At 37.6% G+C, this 19,262-nt stretch carries 18 protein-coding genes; 5 read left to right on the forward strand and 13 right to left on the reverse strand.

The features are described from left to right. Nucleotides 1-13: 13 nt before the first annotated feature. Entirely contained in the window at nucleotides 14-661 is a 648-nt protein-coding gene (locus ABS917_RS12610) for an NAD(P)-dependent oxidoreductase (protein WP_350479300.1), read from the forward strand. Nucleotides 662-778: 117 nt separating this feature from the next. On the opposite strand, the gene zupT is transcribed toward ABS917_RS12610, so the two are convergent. The 11 genes from zupT to hflX all read right to left on the reverse strand — a co-directional run bounded on the left by zupT (nucleotide 779) and on the right by hflX (nucleotide 12,489). Then, on the reverse strand, nucleotides 779-1,600 hold the full coding sequence (gene zupT / locus ABS917_RS12615) for a zinc transporter ZupT (RefSeq protein ID WP_350479301.1): 822 nt from the start codon (nucleotides 1,598-1,600) through the stop codon (nucleotides 779-781). A 146-nt stretch (nucleotides 1,601-1,746) separates the two neighbouring features. Next, nucleotides 1,747-2,340: a phosphatase PAP2 family protein gene (locus ABS917_RS12620; RefSeq protein ID WP_350479302.1), complete on the reverse strand. Its 594-nt coding sequence runs from the start codon at nucleotides 2,338-2,340 to the stop codon at nucleotides 1,747-1,749. A 121-nt stretch (nucleotides 2,341-2,461) separates the two neighbouring features. Continuing rightward, nucleotides 2,462-2,794 (reverse strand): antibiotic biosynthesis monooxygenase family protein, encoded by a 333-nt coding sequence (locus tag ABS917_RS12625; RefSeq protein ID WP_350479303.1) that lies wholly within the window; start codon nucleotides 2,792-2,794, stop codon nucleotides 2,462-2,464. A 64-nt stretch (nucleotides 2,795-2,858) separates the two neighbouring features. Further along, nucleotides 2,859-3,896 (reverse strand): siderophore ABC transporter substrate-binding protein, encoded by a 1,038-nt coding sequence (locus ABS917_RS12630; RefSeq protein ID WP_350479304.1) that lies wholly within the window; start codon nucleotides 3,894-3,896, stop codon nucleotides 2,859-2,861. A 184-nt stretch (nucleotides 3,897-4,080) separates the two neighbouring features. After that, entirely contained in the window at nucleotides 4,081-4,848 is a 768-nt protein-coding gene (locus tag ABS917_RS12635) for an iron ABC transporter ATP-binding protein (RefSeq protein WP_008405841.1), read from the reverse strand. Next, a complete protein-coding gene (locus tag ABS917_RS12640; protein WP_350479305.1) occupies nucleotides 4,845-5,801 on the reverse strand; it encodes an iron chelate uptake ABC transporter family permease subunit in 957 nt (318 codons plus the stop codon). The genes ABS917_RS12635 and ABS917_RS12640 overlap by 4 nt, the downstream gene beginning before the upstream one ends. Then, on the reverse strand, nucleotides 5,788-6,744 hold the full coding sequence (locus tag ABS917_RS12645) for an ABC transporter permease (RefSeq protein ID WP_350479306.1): 957 nt from the start codon (nucleotides 6,742-6,744) through the stop codon (nucleotides 5,788-5,790). Before ABS917_RS12645 ends, ABS917_RS12640 begins: the two co-directional genes overlap by 14 nt. Before the next feature lie 277 nt (nucleotides 6,745-7,021). Next, nucleotides 7,022-8,131 (reverse strand): o-succinylbenzoate synthase, encoded by a 1,110-nt coding sequence (gene menC / locus ABS917_RS12650; RefSeq protein WP_350479307.1) that lies wholly within the window; start codon nucleotides 8,129-8,131, stop codon nucleotides 7,022-7,024. A 47-nt stretch (nucleotides 8,132-8,178) separates the two neighbouring features. Beyond that, complete coding sequence (locus tag ABS917_RS12655; protein ID WP_350479308.1) at nucleotides 8,179-9,012, reverse strand: GNAT family N-acetyltransferase; 834 nt, start codon at nucleotides 9,010-9,012, stop codon at nucleotides 8,179-8,181. Between the two features lie 401 nt (nucleotides 9,013-9,413). Further along, nucleotides 9,414-10,898 carry a peptide MFS transporter gene (locus ABS917_RS12660; protein ID WP_350479309.1) on the reverse strand — a complete coding sequence of 495 codons (1,485 nt, stop codon included), beginning with the start codon at nucleotides 10,896-10,898 and terminating at the stop codon, nucleotides 9,414-9,416. A 313-nt stretch (nucleotides 10,899-11,211) separates the two neighbouring features. Next, nucleotides 11,212-12,489, reverse strand: a complete 1,278-nt coding sequence (gene hflX, locus ABS917_RS12665) for a GTPase HflX (RefSeq protein WP_350479310.1) — start codon at nucleotides 12,487-12,489, stop codon at nucleotides 11,212-11,214. A gap of 270 nt (nucleotides 12,490-12,759) precedes the next feature. Between hflX and ABS917_RS12670 the strand changes: the two genes are divergently transcribed. From ABS917_RS12670 to ABS917_RS12685, 4 genes are all read left to right on the forward strand, one after another. Further along, nucleotides 12,760-13,923, forward strand: a complete 1,164-nt coding sequence (locus ABS917_RS12670; RefSeq protein WP_350479311.1) for a class I SAM-dependent methyltransferase — start codon at nucleotides 12,760-12,762, stop codon at nucleotides 13,921-13,923. A gap of 202 nt (nucleotides 13,924-14,125) precedes the next feature. Then, the gene (locus tag ABS917_RS12675) at nucleotides 14,126-14,746 is read left to right on the forward strand and encodes a DUF47 domain-containing protein (RefSeq protein ID WP_008405849.1); all 621 of its coding nucleotides are present in this window, start codon (nucleotides 14,126-14,128) and stop codon (nucleotides 14,744-14,746) included. Between the two features lie 19 nt (nucleotides 14,747-14,765). After that, complete coding sequence (locus ABS917_RS12680) at nucleotides 14,766-15,782, forward strand: inorganic phosphate transporter (RefSeq protein ID WP_350479312.1); 1,017 nt, start codon at nucleotides 14,766-14,768, stop codon at nucleotides 15,780-15,782. A 108-nt stretch (nucleotides 15,783-15,890) separates the two neighbouring features. Beyond that, complete coding sequence (locus ABS917_RS12685) at nucleotides 15,891-18,008, forward strand: MMPL family transporter (RefSeq protein ID WP_350479313.1); 2,118 nt, start codon at nucleotides 15,891-15,893, stop codon at nucleotides 18,006-18,008. A 459-nt stretch (nucleotides 18,009-18,467) separates the two neighbouring features. Here ABS917_RS12685 and ABS917_RS12690 read toward each other — a convergent pair whose 3' ends face one another. Beyond that, the gene (locus tag ABS917_RS12690) at nucleotides 18,468-18,692 is read right to left on the reverse strand and encodes a hypothetical protein (protein ID WP_350479314.1); all 225 of its coding nucleotides are present in this window, start codon (nucleotides 18,690-18,692) and stop codon (nucleotides 18,468-18,470) included. 20 nt (nucleotides 18,693-18,712) lie between these two features. Then, the gene (locus ABS917_RS12695) at nucleotides 18,713-19,177 is read right to left on the reverse strand and encodes a hypothetical protein (RefSeq protein WP_350479315.1); all 465 of its coding nucleotides are present in this window, start codon (nucleotides 19,175-19,177) and stop codon (nucleotides 18,713-18,715) included. Nucleotides 19,178-19,262 lie beyond the last annotated feature (85 nt).

Genomic DNA, 19,262 nt, shown 5'->3' on the forward strand with positions numbered 1-19,262 from the left:
AGGGGTAATGTTTATGAAAATTGCAGTTATTGGGGCTGCAGGTAAGGCAGGAACTCATATTTTAAGAGAAGCCATCATGAGAAACTTTGATGTGACAGCGATTGTAAAAAATAAGGCAACAGTACAAGAAGAAAATATTAATATTATTGAAAGCGACCTGTTTAAATTAACAAAGGAACAAATTGCTCCTTTCGATATTGTAATTAATGCTTTTGCTCCGCTGCCAGGGGAAGAACATTTACATGTTGATGCCGGTGAACATTTAATTTCCTTACTAGAAGGAACAGAGAAAAAATTGTTCGTGATCGGCAGTTCAGGCTGCCTTTTTGTTAATCGTGAAAAAACAGTCCGCCTTATGGATCTTGAAGATTATCCTGAGGACCTTGCTGTCGCAGCAAAGGCTCAATTGCAGAACCTACGTGATTTGGAAAGCTCTTCAATTCAATGGTCCTTTGCCATCCCATCAGCTATGTTCGATTCGGATGGACCACGTACCGGTCATTACATTAAAGGCGAAGAGAAAATTTTAGTAAACTCGCAATTTAACAGTTATATCAGTTATGCTGATTTTGCTGTCGCATTGCTTGATGAAATCGAAAAAAATGAATACCCAAATACAACATTTACTGTTGCATCTGAAAATGTAACAGCCGCATCTTGATAAAAAAGAATAAAGCTTCTATTCAGCCAATAGGCACCGAAGCTTTATTCCCGATACTTAAAAAAGCCAGCATGCTCCGTGGTAGGAGCTGCTGGCTTTTTCATGAAGTTATTAAAATTAAGTTAACATCACTAAACTGATAGCCATAACTGCCATACCTGCTATTAATCCGTAAATAGAGGAATGGGCTTCATCATATTTTTTAGCAGCCGGCAACAGCTCATCAATCGAAATAAATACCATAATACCTGCAACACCAGCAAAAACAATACCGAACAATGTATCTGTCATAAATTGCATTAGTACTAAGTAGGCAATAAATGCACCGAGCGGCTCTGATAAACCAGAGGCGAACGACCATTTAAATGCCTTCATACGCTTCCCTGTTGCATAAAAGATAGGAATAGCTACCGCAATACCTTCCGGGATATTATGAATGGCTACAGCAATTGCTATCGCTACTCCGACATTCGGGTCTTGCAATACCGCCATAAATGTCGCAATACCTTCGGGGAAGTTATGAATCGCGATTGCCAGCGCTGTAAATAACCCCATTTTCATGAGGCGGTCTGCTTCTACATCTTCATTACCGATTAATTGAGCGTTTTGAACATCTTCTACAGATTTTACTTCGTGCGGATTATTCCCCTTTGGAATAAAGCGGTCGATTAAGGCAATTACAAGCATTCCTCCGAAAAAGCCGATGATGGTGTACCAATACCCTACTGTTTCCCCATGAACGTTTACTAAAGCGTCTTTCGCTTTCACAAAAATCTCAACAAGTGATACATAAATCATAACACCTGCTGAAAAGCCTAATGCAACCGAAAGAAACTTCTTATTCGTACGTGTTGTAAAAAATGCGATCAAGCTGCCAATACCAGTAGCAAGCCCTGCAAATAATGTTAATCCTAACGCTAATATTACATTCTCATCCATACAATTCTCCTTCTTTATAATCTTTTCTCATATTATACGCACGATGTTTCCTATGTGCAACTTTTTTCAATCAGGAAACATCTTATGCAGGGAACCAAATCAATTGCTAAAAAAGGGATTCCTAAACATCAGGAATCCCATTGCTTCTATTTATGTTTTTTTGACTCATACCATAATACGCATATGATAAACCAAGTATACCCGATACTCCACCCTGCTAAAACATCCGTTGCATAGTGGCGACCTTCCGCTATACGTGACAAACCTATTAAAAAAATAAGGACTAGCATTAAACCGTATGTAGTAAATTTCCACTTCTTGTTTTTCAGCCAAATCGAAATCAAATATGCCAGCGTTAAAAAGAATAATACACTAATTTGTGCATGGCCGGAAGGAAAGCTAAACGACGAAAGCTGATCTTCAATTTCCGGACGTGGTCGTGCAAAGATACGCTTTAAAAGCTGGTTCAGACCATTTCCAACACCTACTGTAAGTAGCACAAAGAGCACACCGCGAAAATCTTTTTTAAAGATTGCAATATACAGCAGCATAATAACGGTTGCCACTATAATAAACTTTATTTCTCCTAAATTGTGAAATAATATAATAAAACTATTCCCGAATAATAATGAGCGGATTTTTATATCGAATGCCTCGAAGCTTGGTGTATCGAAATTTAGTGCAATAATCAGAAACATCACCAATGTAATTAGCGCAAAAACTGAAACTCTCTTTTTCAAACAAATACCTACTTTCTTCAGTCAAACTGTTACTAACACTATTATTATATGTATTATATAAAAAATAAAAATCCACTTTGCCAAAAAAACTCTGCAAAGTAGATTTCCCCTTATACATCCCTTATTCCACAACTGTGTAATTTCCGTGTTCCATCGAAATAACGAAGTCCGGCTTTGGTGGTTTACCGCCATGCTCTTTGATTTTCGCTTTATGGCCTGCAATATGCTCAGGGCTCTTCTCCCATGCTTTCCATGCATCCTCTGACTCCCAACGAATAATCATTACAACTTCCTCTTCACCACGTCGAACACTTTTTAAAAGCAGTTCACGGCCAATGAAGCCTTCACGCTGTTCAAGCATTGATGGACCTTGACCCAATTTTTTGCTAAAGCGCTCAATAATTTTATCAGAGTTGCCTTCAGTTACAATCCATTTGCGAATTTGTACGAACATTTTAGTTCCCCTTTCTTTTAAAAAAGGCATGTCTCTAGTTGAGAGACATGCCGTATTTTTAATACTATTTTAATTCATTTAAGATTTCATCTAATTTGTCTGCTTCAGTTGTTACACCGTTAGAAGAGAAGTACCAGTTTACGCCATCAAGGTAAACGATTTTGCCTTCTTTGTAAGCACGAGTTTGTTTGATGATATCGTTTTCGATATCAGCTTTGATTGTTTCTACATCAGATGCCGTACGGTCGATAATTAATAATACTTCAGGATCTACAGAAAGAATTGATTCATAAGAGAAGTCAGAACCGTGTGATGAAGCTTTGATGTCAGTAGTTGATGGTTTGAAACCAAAGTCATTGTACACGTATGCGAAACGAGAATCTTCACCGTTATCAAAACCAGAGATCTTTTTGTCGTTGTACATTGCTACTAATGCATTTTCATAACCAGCTGCTTTTTCTTTAACAGCATCAACTTTTTCTTGTAATGCAGCTTTTAATTCTTCAGCTTTTTCTTGTTTGCCGAAGATTTCAGCAGCTAAGTCAACTGTTTCAAATACGCCATCAACATAGTTCGAGTTATCAGAACCGATGAATACTACGTTTGGTGTAATTTCTTTTAATTCTTCATAGAAAGAACCTTGACGACCTGAGATGAAGATGGCATCCGGATTAGCAGCTGCTACTTTTTCAAAGTCGATTTGTTTTAAAGAACCAACGTCAGTAACTGAATCAGTTAAATATTTTTCTTTTAAATGCTCAGGGAAGTTACCTTTACCGCCGTTTGCAGCGATACCAACGATACCTTCAACACCTAATGCATCAAGTGTATCTAAGAAACCGTAGTCAAATACTACGATATTTTTTGGCATTTCTTCAAATGTTACATCTTCAAAAGTAAGAGACTTACCATCTTCTGTTTCACTACCTGCTGATAATGGAGAAACTGTCATTGGGAAAGCTGAAGCTTCTGTAGATGAAGTTGTTTCTTCTGTTTTAGCTGGTTCGTTCGCATCATCTTTTGTAGATGTTTCTTCGTCTGAACCACATGCTGCTAACATTAATGTTAATGCTGCTGCCGTTAAAAATTTCCACTTTTTCATTATTACTTTTCCTCCTAATATGCCCTCAAGCGAGAGTGATAATCGTTTTCAATTAACTAACGTTAGTGTAAATCAACCGCTTATAGTTGTCAATGAATATTCTGAAACTAATATTCATTCTCATTTAAATCCATAAAATAAATGCATAAGCGAGCAAAACATATGCATTTATTACCATTTTTATTTAACTATGTGAATTAAAGTATACGCAAATACGACATCCATCTTGTTCTTGCACCGGAATATGCATATCATATACTTCTCGTAATGCTTCCGAGTTAATAATCTCATTTGTTGGACCATCTTTTACAAGGCGTCCATCTTTTAACGCGACAATCCGATCTGAATACACTGAAGCAAAGTTAATATCATGCAACACAATTACTACTGTTTTGCCCAATTCATCAACAAGCTTGCGTAAAATTTTCATGATCTGAACAGAGTGCTTCATATCCAAGTTATTTAATGGCTCGTCCAATAAAATATATTCCGTATCCTGAGCAATTACCATTGAGATAAATGCGCGCTGCTTTTGACCACCTGACAGTTCATCCAAAAACTTATGTTCCATCTCACCCAATGTCATATATTCAATCGCACGGTCAATATGCTGCTCGTCTTCTGGAGTCAAACGTCCTTTTGAATATGGATAACGACCAAATGATACAAGCTCACGGACTGTTAAACGCACATTTAAATGATTTGACTGGCGTAAAATAGCGACACGTTTTGCAAAATCATTGGACTTCATTTTTTTAACATCACTTTGATCTAAAAATACTTCACCTGTATCTGCATCAAGCAATCTGCTTACCATTGATAATAATGTTGATTTACCTGCTCCATTCGGTCCGATAAATGAAGTGATTGCTTTCGGCTGTATAGTTAATGAGACATCCTCAACGACCGGTTTTTTTCCAAAGCTTTTAGAAAGCCCTTTAATTTCAATCATCCTGCTTTCCTACTTTCCTTCAGTATTAGGTAAATAAAGTAAAGTCCACCGACAAAGTTTATAATAACACTGATCGTTGTACTTAACTGGAATACATGCAGTACTAAGAACTGCCCACCGACAAGTGCAATAATACTAATTAAACTCGCACCCACTATTAAAACGGAATGCTTGTACGTAGCAAAAAACTGATAGGCTAAGTTTGAAACGATTAACCCTAAAAATGTAATCGGACCAACTAGCGCAGTAGATGTTGCAATTAAAACTGAAGATAAAATTAATACTTTTAATACTATTCTATCATAATTTACACCTAAGTTTATTGCATTCTCTCGACCTAGTGACATGACATCTAAATCACGCAATAAACGGTAACCGTAGATAAATGAAGCCGCCAAAATAATGACAGCAATGAGCAGCAGCTCTGTTTTCACATTCATGAAGCTGGCAAACAAACGTGTCTGTAAGCTTTCATATTCTACCGGGTCGATTATTACTTGTAAAAACGTTACAAAACTGCCGAGCAATGTTCCGATAATCATTCCGGCGAGTAAAAGCAGGAAAATCGGATGTTTATCTGCCCGGAACAAGAAACGATATAAAATCAGGGCGAAAATTACCATCGCCGCAATTGATAAACCAAAGTTTAAATAACGGCTTACTACAAATATTGATGCAGAGCCTGCAAAGAAGAAAATAATCGTTTGCACTACTTCATACATCGAATCGACACCCATCATAGAAGGTGTCAGTAAACGGTTATGTGTAACAGTCTGGAATGTAACGGTCGCATAGGCAATTGCCGTACCAGTTATAACCATTGCCGCAATTCGCTCTAATCGCTTTGGAAAGGCATAACTGAATCCGCCTTGAATATTGTAAAAAGCAAATAACGCAATACACACTAGAGCGATAATTGCTAAGAAGATTAGCTTCGTACTATTTTTTCGCATATGCTTTCCCCCTAAACAACATTACTAAGAAGATCGCACTGCCGATTACCGCTACAGTTGTGTTTACTGGAATTTCAAACGGGTATACTATTAAACGACTTATAATATCACACATTAATAGGAATGCTGCGCCTAAGAAAATAGTATGCGGAATTGTTTTACGTAAATTGTCCCCCATATATAATGAAACCAAGTTCGGTACGATTAATCCCAGGAAAGGTATAATTCCTACCGTCAAGACAACTGTAGTGGATATAATTGCTACCAGTACTAAACCGAGATTTAATACTGTACGATAGCTTAAGCCGAGATTTTTGGCGAAATCTTCACCCATCCCAGCCACTGTAAACTTATTGGCATATAAGTACGCAAGAAAAATTGCAGGTACTGCTACATAAAGCAATTCATAGCGACCTGATACAACAAGCGTAAAACTTCCTAGAAAGAATGTATCTACACTTTGTAACACATCTGCTTCATACGCAAGAAATGTTGAAATGGCACCAATAATATTTCCATACATAATCCCGATAAGGGGTACAAAAATAACGTCCTTGAATTTAATACTTTCAAGGAGACGCATGAAAATCATCATACCGATCAGTGCAAATGTAAAACTGAAGAGAATTTTCTCCATATATCCTACACTTGTAAAAAATATCATTGATACAACGATACCTAGCTTTGCCGCATCAAGTGTACCAGACGTTGTCGGAGATACGAATTTGTTACGGCTTAAGCTTTGCATAATTAATCCAGAAATACCCATCCCTGCCCCGGCAAGTATAATTGCCATTAATCGTGGTACTCGACTCATTAAGAAAATTTGCATTTTATCTGATTCCCAATCTAATAAATCAGATGGCTTAATATCGATTGCACCAATAAATAATGATAAAAAGGACAGTACGATGGTAGCTGCTACGAGCATCCAAAGTCTCATTACATTCTCCCACTATTCTTTATATATTTTAGATTTATATATATTACGTATATTCTAAATGAAAATGAGAATCATCTCTTTCCCTACATCATTATATAATTGCTAATAATGAAAATCAAACAGACAATTTATATTCACTTATAATAAAAGAGGAGTAGACTGAAAAATGTATTTTTAGAGCGATTCACCGATTTATTTACAACATCCTGTATCTATTGTAATAGGAAGAATAATTGAATAGAAAAAGACCACAATTATTAAAATTGTGGTCTTTCATTTACATAAGATATGTTTTTTTATTTACACTGTACTTATCTATTGCTTCTCGATTTACATAATAGCCAAGCCCTTTTGTTTTTGGAACTTTAATGTACCCATCTGTAACGGTTACTTCCGGTTGAATAATGTCTTCATGCCAATAGCGTTCAGAAGCAGCTGTATCCCCAGGCATTATAAAGTTTGCAAGGCTTGTCAGTGCTACATTTTGCGCACGGCCGATACCCGCTTCCAGCATTCCCCCGCACCATACAGGAATATGGTGTTCCATACAGTAGTCATGGATACGTTTCGCCTCACTAATACCGCCAACTCGCGCAATTTTAATATTTATCACCTGACAGCTGCCTAGTTGAATCGCTTTTCTCGTGTCCTCTAAAGAAGTAATACTCTCATCTAAACAAATCGGTGTCTTTATTTGTTTTTGCAATACGGCATGATCGATGAGGTCATCATGGGCTAATGGCTGCTCGATCATCATTAAATTGAATGCATCCAGCTCTTTTAATCGATCGATATCATCCAATGTATATGCAGAGTTTGCATCTGCCATTAAAGGAATTGCCGGGAATGCTTGCCGTATTGTTCGAATCAGCTCAATATCTTTTCCCGGTTTTATTTTTACTTTAATTCGCTTATAACCTTCATTCAAAAACTGCTGAATTGTTTGTATCAGCTGTTCATCTGTAGGCTGTAAACCGATGCTGATTCCTACTTCAATTTTTTCCTGGACTCCGCCAACAGCCGTTGCCAATGATTGGTTCGTCAATTGAGCATAAATGTCCCACACCGCTCCCTCGATCGACGCTTTCGCCATGTTATTGCGTCGAATTTTACGGAGTCGCTCATATACATCATCCGGATGCTTTAATTCTTTCCCCAGTAATGCAGGAATCAAAAAATCCTCCAATACATGAAATGAAGTTTTAAATGTTTCTTCTGTATAGGAAGGCTCTTCAAATGCAACCCCCTCACCCCAGCCGACTACACCACTTTCATCCTTTGCCTCCACAACTAAAAAACGCTTGTCTTGCATAGTCCCTAAGCTTGTCGTAAACGGACTTTTCATTCGCATCACTAGTTCATGTATTGTCACTTCTACTAATTTCATCTTTGTTGCTCCTAATAATATTTAGCTGCGGCATCATTCACTGTTAATTAGAGAGCAAATAATGAACGCTTTACAAGTAAGTAATGGCTAATATTATCGTTTATTTTGTTTAAATAAATTATTTTATAATCTTGATCAAACATTGCCTGTAAAATATGTCTCGTTTTGTAGCGCCAATCTTCTGCTAAAGCAACACTTTCCACTTTGATTTTCTGGAAATTCGTAGGGATAGGTAACAGATAGGCATCATGAATAAGCGCCTCTTCTTTATCAAACTTTTGCTCCGGATCCAATGTTGGAAGGCCTACCATATTTTCTTCCCAATCCACTACCGGTTTTGCTTCATCCAGTAATTCTTCCACTTTCGCATCCCAGCGTAAGTAATCATTATCAACCAGTTGCCACTCTACACAAAGACGGTCTGTAGGCAATACCCGGTTAAACGGATCTTCCATTTCACCGTAGCAATTTTCTATATAAGTATCGCTGTAACTACGCAACTTTGAAAAGTTTAAAAATCCGCTGCGTGCTTCAAGTGGATCAAATGTCCAGCGGCAAGTTCTGTAACCGCGCTCTATTGCGATATCCTTTAAGTAATTTTTAAGCAGTTCTCCAACGCCTTGCTCACGATAATTACGCTTCACACCAATCATATGGGAATATAAGTATATATTCTCATCCATATATCCAGGGCAACTATAGTTAAAACCAATTATTTCATCATTTAAATATGCACCGAGTACAATCCCGCCATTGCGAAGTGTCGCAATTGTTTGATGTACTGGAATGCTGCCGACAGCCCAAATTTCATGCTCTAGCTTACGTGCCTCTTCAATTTGTTCAATTGTCGTTAATTCTTTAATCGTCACTGATTCTAACATAATTCTGCCTCCCCTATAGTTACTTTTCTTCATACTTAAAAACGCCTTGCTTTACTTAGTGTCTCTCCGCAACCATGCTTTGTTGCATGATTTTTGAAAAAGATGTGTAACCATCGGGAATGTTCTACATATATCGGTTACCCCGGTTATTTTCGACCAATTATAGCGAAATTAACCCAAGTGGGTCTCTATCGGCAAAAGTTTTTGACAATCGCTGAAAGAAGTTAATGTGAAGAATCGATACTTCCTTACTGAAAGATTTCGTAGCGCTTCTTTAAGTATCATCCCAATCCCATTATATACCACATACTACCTTTTTAAGTAGTTAACTTTTATTATTCCTTATTGACCAAAAGAAAAAACCTTTATTTACAGAAATTCTGTAAATAAAGGTTTGATAATTATTTAATACCGCGCATTGCTTTAGAGATGAGTGGCGAAATTAGGAGGATAATAACACCTAATACAACCGATAGACCACCTAATACACCGAAGTAAGTTGTTTCAGATACGATTCCGTAAACTCGAACTAACTGTGCGTTAATTGCTTGTGCAGCAGCTGATGCTAGGAACCATAACGCCATTGTTTGTCCTGCGAACGCAGCTGGTGCCAATTTCGTAGTAGCTGATAAACCAACTGGTGAAAGCAATAACTCGCCTAATACTAACAGGAAGATTGAGAATACAACCCAAAGTGGGTTTACTAACGTATCTTCCGGAGTTAAAACGATTGCTGCGATCATTACGAAGAATGAAATACCTGCAAAGAATAAAGATAAAGCAAATTTCTTCGGAGTTGATGGTCCGCGATCCGCTAATTTCGTCCACATAATCGCAAACATTGGCGCTAGGACGATGATGAATAACGGGTTAAATGACTGGAACCATGCAGCCGGAATTTCAAAGCCCCATAAATTTAAGTTTGTACGAGTATCAATGAACGTTGCAATAACTGTTGAAGATTGCTCAGCAATTGCCCAGAACATTACCGCACAGATGAATAACGGGATATATGCTAATAGACGAGATTTTTCGTCTGCATTTGTTTTTGGACTACGATACATATAAATAATAAATAATGTAGGAATCATTACACCTAAGAAAGTAATTAATAATGAGAAGTTTTCAATGCTTGCATTACCTGTTTGGTAAGCTACAAAACCTAAAATTACAATTATTAAACCACCAATTGTGAAGTTACGAGTTGTCGTTTTCTTCTCTTTATCCGAAAGTGGGTTTGGTGCTACAGAACCTGCTAAACCAAGGCTCTTTTGTGACATTAAGTAAACAACTAAACCGATGAACATACCTACTGCAGCAACACTGAATCCTGCATGGAAGCCCCAGTTTTTTTGGAATAAACCAACTAATAAAGGTGCCAGGAAACCACCCATGTTGATACCCATGTAGAAAATAGAGAATCCTGAATCACGACGTGCATCATTTTCTGCGTACAGGTCACCCACTACTGATGAAACGTTTGGCTTTAATAAACCAGTACCAATGATGATAAAGAACATCGATAAGTATAATGCTGTTACACCAAGCGGCAAGGCCAATAATATATGACCAATCATAATTAATATTCCGCCATAGAATATCGCTTTACGCATACCAGTAATACGGTCAGCAATCCACCCGCCGATAATACCTGACATGTAGATTAATGAACCGTAAATCGACATGATGATGTTAGCTTGCGTACGATCTAGTCCTAATCCACCATCTTTAACTGCATAGTACATATAGAATAGTAGAATGGCACGCATACCATAATATGAAAAACGTTCCCAAAACTCTGTAAAGAATAGTGTAAACAACCCTTTAGGTTGACCGACAAAACCAGTTTGAGGAACGGACTTCACGATTTCTTCTTTTGAATACATTTGAAATCCTCCCGATTAATTAATATTCTGACAATAAACTCCGAAGTCTGTTGTCTGACATTTGAAATAATATACTTGAACACTTTAGCCTAATAGTTGATTAAAATCAACAAATAATCAAAATGTTATAATTTTATGTTTTTTCTCTATTTTCAGACAAATAAAATAAATAAGCACAACAGGATTTTTGTATTATAAAACAATTAATTCAGTAAAGAAATTATTTTGACTTTTCATATAGATAAAATTTTAATAAAAAATAAAAAAACTAAAGTACAATGAAACTTCGTACTTTAGCTTGTTATGTCCATTATTACTTTACCACATAAATTTCATACTTCTGATAATCCGCCTCTTTAAGTTCAAGCGTTAATAATGTACCCTCTTCTTCATATTCCGTTGCTATAACGGTTGCCTGCTCATTTAAATAGGAAACAATTCCACCCTGATTATAAGGAATAAGCATTTGACATGTAACATAATTCGCAAAAATTTGTTGTTTAATTTGCTGAAGTAACTCTTCCAGTCCTACATCTTCTTTCGCAGAAAGCCAAATATTATCCCCGCTAACTAACGGATATTCCACCTCGGCCAAGTCAGACTTATTGTATACATATATAGTAGGAATATTTTCAACATCAATCGCTTTTAATGTTTCATTCGTTACTTCCATCATAAAGCGGTATTCCTCATTTGAAACATCGACAACATGCAGCAGCAGGTCGGATTCTCGAGCTTCTTCCAATGTCGATCGGAATGCTTTTACTAAGTGATGCGGCAGTTTACTGACAAAACCGACCGTATCAGTCAATAAAAAGGATTTATTATCTTCCAGTTCAATATTGCGGACCGAGGTTTCAAGTGTCGCGAACAACATATCCTTTTCAAAAACTTGCTTCGTATCGTCTTGCCCAGCCTTTGCAAGTAACTGGTTCATAATCGTGGACTTTCCTGCATTTGTATAACCTACAATTGAAACGACAGGTACTGCATTTTTACGGCGTTGCTTCCGCTGTGTTTCACGCTGTTCTTTAACGGATTCAAGCTCTTTCTTGATTTTTGAAATCTGATCTTCAATTTTACGACGGTCGAGTTCGAGTTTTGTTTCCCCTGCACCACGGTTTTTAAAGCCGCCGCCTGTTCCTCCCCCTTGACGGGACAGTGAAGCATGGAGCCCAACTAGGCGAGGAAGCATATACTGTAATTGAGCGAGCTCTACTTGTAATTGCGCTTCACGTGTTTTTGCACGGCGGCTGAAAATATCTAAAATCAGCATTGTACGGTCAATTACTTTACATTGTAAATCACGTTCTAAATTACGGATTTGTGATGGTGAGAGTTCATCATTAAAAATAACAATGTTGGCATCTGTTTCATCAAAGAACGCCTTAATTTCTTCAATCTTTCCTGTACCTACATAATGTGAAGGTGTCACACGTTCCAGATTTTGCGTCACCATACCGACAACTTCTACATCTAAAGCTTGTGCTAAATTTGCCAACTCTTCCATTGAGTAATCAAAATGCTCATCCTTTTGTAAATTGACGCCAACTAATACACCGCGTTCAATTAATACTTCAACATCTTTCAAATTTTTGCCTCCTTACTACCATCTATAGTTTTTCCCCATCGTAACATACAATTCAAAAGCCTGTACAATGACAACATATAAGCGCATTATGATACTATAGGGACACATTATTTCTCTTCATTCATCACTCACCTTTCATTGGTGAGTGATGAATGAAGAAAAGCCCCGGCGGATGTCACAGATTTTTTAAGGGAATTTTTGAGTAGGCTCAAAAAAATCTGGACGCAATTACGCCGAGGCGTAATTGATAAAAAAGAAAAGGCGGTTTTTATGGAATTCGAACAAATGAAAGTGCAGCTTCATGCACTCATTTCTAATAAAACACTACTTCAAGCAACAATTAGCCAGCCACGTCAAAAATCCAGCGACTTAAAACGGGTCAAACTCAAGCCCGTAGAAATTCGTGGAGAATATATGATCCAGCTGGAGTATCAATATGAGCGCATTTTAAAGCATGAAAATATTACAGTTGAAGATTTAGCCGCGAAGCTCGATGCTCTTTTTGAACAGTTCCGACAAGTACATGCTGAGTTTCAGGAGCAGACAGTACAAGTGCAACTCTCGAAGAAGAATAAAGTGCTTTGGAAATCTGATCAAAATGCGACAACTAAACAAGTGAACTTATCCCATAACCGAAAAAAACAATATTTATTGGATGATTCCCGTATTCACCCGTTTTTAGTCCGTTTAGGAGTGCAGTCAGAGGATGGGAAAATAAAGAAACAGAAATACGATAAGTTTAAACAAATCAATCGCTTTGTTGAGTTTATCGATGATTCTTTAGCCCATTTGCCTAAAGACAAAACTATTCGCATACTAGATTTCGGTTCAGGTAAATCCTATTTAACATTCGCTTTGTATCATTACTTAAAAATTGAAAAGGGTCTTGATATACATGTCACAGGGCTTGATCTCAAAAAGGAAGTGATTGAGGAATGTAACCGGATTGCAGCTGATTTACAATATGAAGATTTGCAATTTTTAGTTGGGGATATTAATGACTTTAATGAAGAAACTGCTGTAGATATGGTTGTAACCCTTCATGCTTGTGATGTTGCGACAGATATGGCATTAGCCCGTGCAGTAAAATGGGGCGCAAAAGTTATTTTAAGTGTTCCTTGCTGTCAACATGAGCTGAACCGTCAGCTGCAGGCTCCTGCATTATCGATCATGACACAGCATGGTTTAGTGAAGGAGCGCTTTGCCGCATTAGCTACGGATTCAATTCGCGCTGAACTATTATCACTTGTCGGCTACGATACTCAATTATTGGAATTTATCGATATGGAAAACACTCCAAAAAATATTTTAATTCGTGCTTATTATACCGGGAAGAAGCCAACAAGTGAGCAGCGATTAAAATATGATGAATTTGTGCGCTTTTTAAATGCGAAACCATTTCTGGAAAACGAGCTGCGAAATTTACTCCCATAGCAAAACAGTTTTCTCGTTTTGTTATATTTTTTCTATCTTTCGACTAATTTCAATTACTTATTCACCATTTTCTTTTGTTACAGAATTGTAAAGATTGATAGGGTTAGAGTAAAATTTGTATAGATTTTTTTAAGTTTTTGTTATGATAATTGAGGTTAATTTTTAAAATTATTTTAATTATATATATTCAGGAGGCAATTCCATGTTTAGTTCAAAGAAGCAAGATCCGTTTTTCTCAGCCTTATTGAAAATTGCTGAAAATATGCGTGAAGGTATCCATTATGCAAATGATTTCCGCATTGAAACGGTTGCAGACTTAAAGGAAATCAGCATTCGTATGAAACAATACGAAACAGCGGGTGATAAATTAATTCATGAATTAATCGTCATGCTTAATAAATCATTTATGACGCCTATCGAGCGTGAAGATATTTTATCCTTAGCAATTCGTATGGATGATGTGCTAGATGGCGCAGAAGGTACGATTGCACATTTCGAAATGTTTTCATTAACAGAAATCGATGAATCGATGCGCGATTTCCTAGCATATATCGCTAAATCAACTGATGAAATCGTTAAAGCGATGGAACTATTAAATAAAAAAGATCTTGTTGGGATGCGCCAGCACGCAATTTTAATTAAAGATTATGAGCGTGAATGTGATGAAGTTTTACGTTCTTCTATTAAAAAGCTGTTTTTAAACGAAAAAGATCCTATTCGTCTAATTAAATTCAAAGATATTTATGAGCAGTTAGAAGAAATTGCCGACTACTGTCAAACAGTTGCTAACACAATCGAAACAATTATTATGCGTAACGCGTAATTAATGAGGGGTCCTTTTAATGAATACACTACTTATCATTACCGTCCTAGTAGTCTTTTTCGCTCTTGCATTTGACTTCATTAATGGTTTTCATGATACTGCAAATGCGATTGCAACATCCGTTTCAACACGTGCCCTACCTCCTCGAGTAGCGGTAATCATGGCAGCCATTATGAACTTTTTAGGTGCCATTACATTCGTTGGAGTAGCAAAAGCAATTGCTTCCGATATTGTTGATCCATTTTCATTATCTACACCAGATGCACCATTAATCGGTTCTGTTGTTATTTTAGCCGCTCTATTATCGGCAATCACTTGGAACCTAGTCACTTGGTATTTTGGAATTCCATCGAGTTCTTCTCATACATTGATCGGTTCGATTGCAGGTGCTGCCATTGCAGCATCTGGAGTCGGGGTTTTAAACTATAGCGGATTCACAAAAATCATCATTGCTTTATTAGCATCACCAATCATTGCGATTTGTGCCGGTTACTTAATGATGACATTAATGAAATTCATTTTTAAAAATATGAACCTATATAAAACAAATAAAGGTTTCCGTATTATGCAAATCTTCACTGCTGCCATTCAATCTTTTACCCACGGGACGAACGATGCTCAAAAGGCAATGGGTATTATTACGATGGCGCTTATTGCTGCAAATTGGCAAACAACGGATGATGTACAAGGTTGGGTACGTTTCGCCTGTGCTTTAGCAATGGGTCTTGGTACATCAATCGGCGGTTATAAAATCATTAAAACAGTTGGCGGCAAAATTATGAAAATCCGTCCTGTAAACGGTGCAGCTGCGGATATTGCTTCTGCATCCATCATTTTCGGTGCAACGTTAATTCACTTGCCTGTATCAACAACACATGTTATCTCTTCTGCAATTATGGGTGTTGGTTCAGCTCAAAATGTTAAAGGCGTAAACTGGGGTATGGCTCGTAAAATAGTCACTACTTGGATTATTACAATGCCTATTTCTGCTGTCATGGCAGCGATTATTTATACAGTATTAAATCTATTCTTCTAATAAAGAGGGCAGGTATTTTCCGAAATTTTTTTCGGACAAACCTCCCTCTTTTCTTTTTTTCTACGAATCCATTACACTGTATTTATGGAAAAAGAAAGGCGGTAATTTATGAAACAGTTCGCAGCATTCATTACAAAATTTGCAAAACCGATTGTTCTACTATGGTGTGCAATATTGGTTGTTCTAGCATTTTTTGCGCTTCAACTCCCTTCTAAACTTCAAGGGGATGGGTTTTTCTATGATGGTGACCACTCGTATGTAACGAACGAACTATCGGATACATTCAATTTACCCGCAAAAACGATTTTTGTATTGTTCGAAAATAAAACAGATGAGGAAATTTCGTCTACCCTTGAAAGTTTAGAAACAATTGAAGAAATTCAAACTATAACATCTCCTGTAGGTGTCGAAGAGTTAAATAAAGACGGCTATGCCTATGGGATGCTGGAGTTTGATAATTCGGTGGATGATTACTTCCCTATTATCGATGAGCTGCGTGAAAAGCTCGGCGAAAACAACGGCATTTCCATTACAGGTGAACCAGTTATTTCAAAGGATATTAATGTCGCAAGTCAAAATGATTTAATTAAAGCAGAAACGATTGGTCTTCCGATTGCTTTAATCGTTTTATTGTTAGCATTCGGTACGATCGTAGCTTCTTTACTGCCGATTTTAGTTGGCGGTGCCACGGTTGTCATTACACTTGGTCTATTGGCTCTTTTAGGAGACGGTGTGAACTTATCTATTTTCGTATTAAATATTGTCCCAATGCTTGGGTTGGCTTTAAGTATTGATTTTGCATTGCTGCTTATTAATCGTTACCGTGAAGAACGCAATACACAATCGATTGAGCAGTCTGTTCAAATTGCCATCCAAACAGCCGGACGATCGATTATCTTCTCAGCACTTTGTGTCATGATCGGTCTTGGTGCAATGATCGTAATTGATGTGGAAATTTTCATGAATATCGCGCTTGGCGGATCAATAGTTGTGTTGTTGGCTGTATTAACAGGTATTACACTTTTACCGGCAACATTGATGCTTCTTGGTGACCGTTTAAATAAAGGCCGTGTTTTCCGAATAAAACCGACTGCCTCTCGTTGGCAGAAATTCGCCGCCTTTGTCATGAAACGACCTGTCACAATTATTGTTGTGGCCATCCTTTTGTTATGTGTTGCAATGGTGCCGATAAAAGATATCGAGTTAACTATCCCTTCTACGGAATCATTGCCGGAATCATATGAATCGCGCCAAACATTTGATACGCTAGATGAACAGTTTGGGCTTGGCGATAATACACCGGTATTCCTTCTGGCAGAAAATGAAGATGCCGGTGATTGGGATTCGACAGAAGGACGCGAGAAAATATTCGATATTCAGCAGCAGCTGTTGGATGACCCTCTTGTCGATCGTGTAACATCAATGTTTACTGTAGCCAATATTGAGTCTGTTGAAATGTGGGAAATGGCAAACAGCAACCCGCAAGCACCTGGTGCACTGGATGAAGTGGCGGAAAACTTTATTCAGGGAGATAAAATGTATATGGTCGCTTATTTAAATGCAGAAGGCTCTTCATTCGAAGCTCAGGATTTTGTGCGCGACTGGAGTGAAAAAGACTTAGGGGTCAATTTCGCTTTGTCCGGTCAAGCGAAGTTCAATCAGGAAATCTTTGATGAGATTGCCGGCAAAGTACTCATTGCCATTTCAATCATCATTGTATCTACCTTCTTTATTTTAATGGTTGCGTTCCGTTCGATTTTAATTCCGCTGAAAGCGATCTTAATGAACATCCTTGGCTTAGGTGCGACATTCGGTATCCTTGTCTACATTTTCCAGTATGGGCATTTTGGTTTGGAAGCGACGACAATTGTGTTGATTATTCCGGTGCTGACCTTCTGCTTAGTGTTCGGTTTAAGTATGGACTATGAAGTATTTTTAATATCCCGTATTCAGGAAGAGTATTTAAAAGGGGCAACTAATACAAAGGCAACGGTCGATGGACTTGTCTCGACAAGTAAAATCATTACATCGGCAGCGCTTATTATGATTGTCATTACAGGCGCGTTTGCATTTACGGATGTTATGCCCGTAAAGCAAATCGGGGTCGGTATTGCGATTGCGATTGCCATTGACGCAACAATCATCCGCCTGATGCTCGTTCCAAGTTTCATGAAGCTGTTTGGCGACTGGAACTGGTGGCTGCCGTTTAGGAAGAATACGAGATAGTGATCAATAAATAGTCGTCCGGCCTGTTGGACATGGGCTGGGCGGCTGTTTTTATTTCTGTTATTAGAACAATTGTCGGGGATATTAGAACTTCCGTAGCTTTTATTAGAAAACCGGATGAAACGGGTAACGGTGATGCTGCTTTTCCTTTTATTAAAGGGGTTCCGGGTGACCGGTTTTGAGTTTATTAGAATATCTTGCGCATATATTAGAACAACTTGGCAGGATATTAGCACATCCATCCACTATATTAGAAAATCTCGAACACTTATTAGCACATTAAGCAAAGATATTAGAAAATCGAACTTATATTAGAACATATTAAAATATATTAGAACATTCCACCTGTTTATTAGAAAACCACCACAACCATCAACCGCCCACCGCCACACAACCCCAAACAAAAAATCCCTCCGCCGCAATGCCGACGAAAAGGATTTAGAAATCGAAGCAATCAGCCTAACCTAAATACAGTTGCTCTTCAAACGGAAGCATAACTGAATTTACATCGCTCGACTCTTCACTTTTGTTCAACTCAATTTGTTTCGGATCTTTCGGTTCCCACAACATGTAAAATGCTTGAATTACAATGACAATAACAATGGATGCCACTAAAATTGTGCCGACGATAATTTTGACCATTTTATTTCCGGACATTTCTTTCGATGATTTCTGTTGTGTCATTCTTCAATTCCCTCACTTTTCTATTTTGAAAGTCGGAAACCTTCTTCACGTAAATAAGCGACAGCGTCTTCGCGCGTACCGAAAGATTCCTCTAAATTTCCTTGATGATAAATATTCCAAGAACGATCATTAAACTCCAGCTCTAGTTTCGTTCCTTCACGCGATGTCCATGTCTCGACAATCGGTAAAATCTCTTCTTCTTCTTCAGATAAATAGTTGATTGAGTCGCGCACTATTTCACGTAACGCTTCCTCGTTGTAGTCACGAATGTTGACTAGCCCGTTGTCGCCCGCTTCTTTTTCATATTTCAGTAAGTCACCTACGAAAACAAAGCCATTGCCGTTTGGATGCAACTTTTCTACAACAATCGATTTTTCGTAAAGGCTTCCTTCAAAATGATAATTCACACGTTTTAATGAAATTTCCTTTTTCGTCAACTGAGGAAATGATTCGATAATTTCTTGTTTTTGTTCAAATGTTAGCATTGTCTGCTCCTTTTAAATGTCTTTTCAATTATTAAGTATACCGTGTCCGGCGCAATTTAAAAAGCGAAGCATATGCTTATCACAT

Source organism: Solibacillus sp. (assembly GCF_040273735.1).
Classification (GTDB): Bacteria; Bacillota; Bacilli; order Bacillales_A; family Planococcaceae; genus Solibacillus.

What these genes read in the sequence shown, in the direction of transcription:
- ABS917_RS12670 (WP_350479311.1), top strand. Translation starts at nt 12,760, where the DNA reads ATGGAATTCGAACAAATGAAAGTGCAGCTTCATGCACTCATTTCTAAT.
- ABS917_RS12655 (WP_350479308.1), bottom strand. Translation starts at nt 9,012, where the DNA reads ATGTTAGAATCAGTGACGATTAAAGAATTAACGACAATTGAACAAATT.
- ABS917_RS12685 (WP_350479313.1), top strand. Translation starts at nt 15,891, where the DNA reads ATGAAACAGTTCGCAGCATTCATTACAAAATTTGCAAAACCGATTGTT.
- menC (WP_350479307.1), bottom strand. Translation starts at nt 8,131, where the DNA reads ATGAAATTAGTAGAAGTGACAATACATGAACTAGTGATGCGAATGAAA.
- ABS917_RS12625 (WP_350479303.1), bottom strand. Translation starts at nt 2,794, where the DNA reads ATGTTCGTACAAATTCGCAAATGGATTGTAACTGAAGGCAACTCTGAT.
- ABS917_RS12610 (WP_350479300.1), top strand. Translation starts at nt 14, where the DNA reads ATGAAAATTGCAGTTATTGGGGCTGCAGGTAAGGCAGGAACTCATATT.
- ABS917_RS12635 (WP_008405841.1), bottom strand. Translation starts at nt 4,848, where the DNA reads ATGATTGAAATTAAAGGGCTTTCTAAAAGCTTTGGAAAAAAACCGGTC.
- ABS917_RS12640 (WP_350479305.1), bottom strand. Translation starts at nt 5,801, where the DNA reads ATGCGAAAAAATAGTACGAAGCTAATCTTCTTAGCAATTATCGCTCTA.
- ABS917_RS12675 (WP_008405849.1), top strand. Translation starts at nt 14,126, where the DNA reads ATGTTTAGTTCAAAGAAGCAAGATCCGTTTTTCTCAGCCTTATTGAAA.
- ABS917_RS12630 (WP_350479304.1), bottom strand. Translation starts at nt 3,896, where the DNA reads ATGAAAAAGTGGAAATTTTTAACGGCAGCAGCATTAACATTAATGTTA.
- ABS917_RS12695 (WP_350479315.1), bottom strand. Translation starts at nt 19,177, where the DNA reads ATGCTAACATTTGAACAAAAACAAGAAATTATCGAATCATTTCCTCAG.
- ABS917_RS12690 (WP_350479314.1), bottom strand. Translation starts at nt 18,692, where the DNA reads ATGACACAACAGAAATCATCGAAAGAAATGTCCGGAAATAAAATGGTC.
- zupT (WP_350479301.1), bottom strand. Translation starts at nt 1,600, where the DNA reads ATGGATGAGAATGTAATATTAGCGTTAGGATTAACATTATTTGCAGGG.
- ABS917_RS12645 (WP_350479306.1), bottom strand. Translation starts at nt 6,744, where the DNA reads ATGAGACTTTGGATGCTCGTAGCAGCTACCATCGTACTGTCCTTTTTA.
- ABS917_RS12660 (WP_350479309.1), bottom strand. Translation starts at nt 10,898, where the DNA reads ATGTATTCAAAAGAAGAAATCGTGAAGTCCGTTCCTCAAACTGGTTTT.
- ABS917_RS12680 (WP_350479312.1), top strand. Translation starts at nt 14,766, where the DNA reads ATGAATACACTACTTATCATTACCGTCCTAGTAGTCTTTTTCGCTCTT.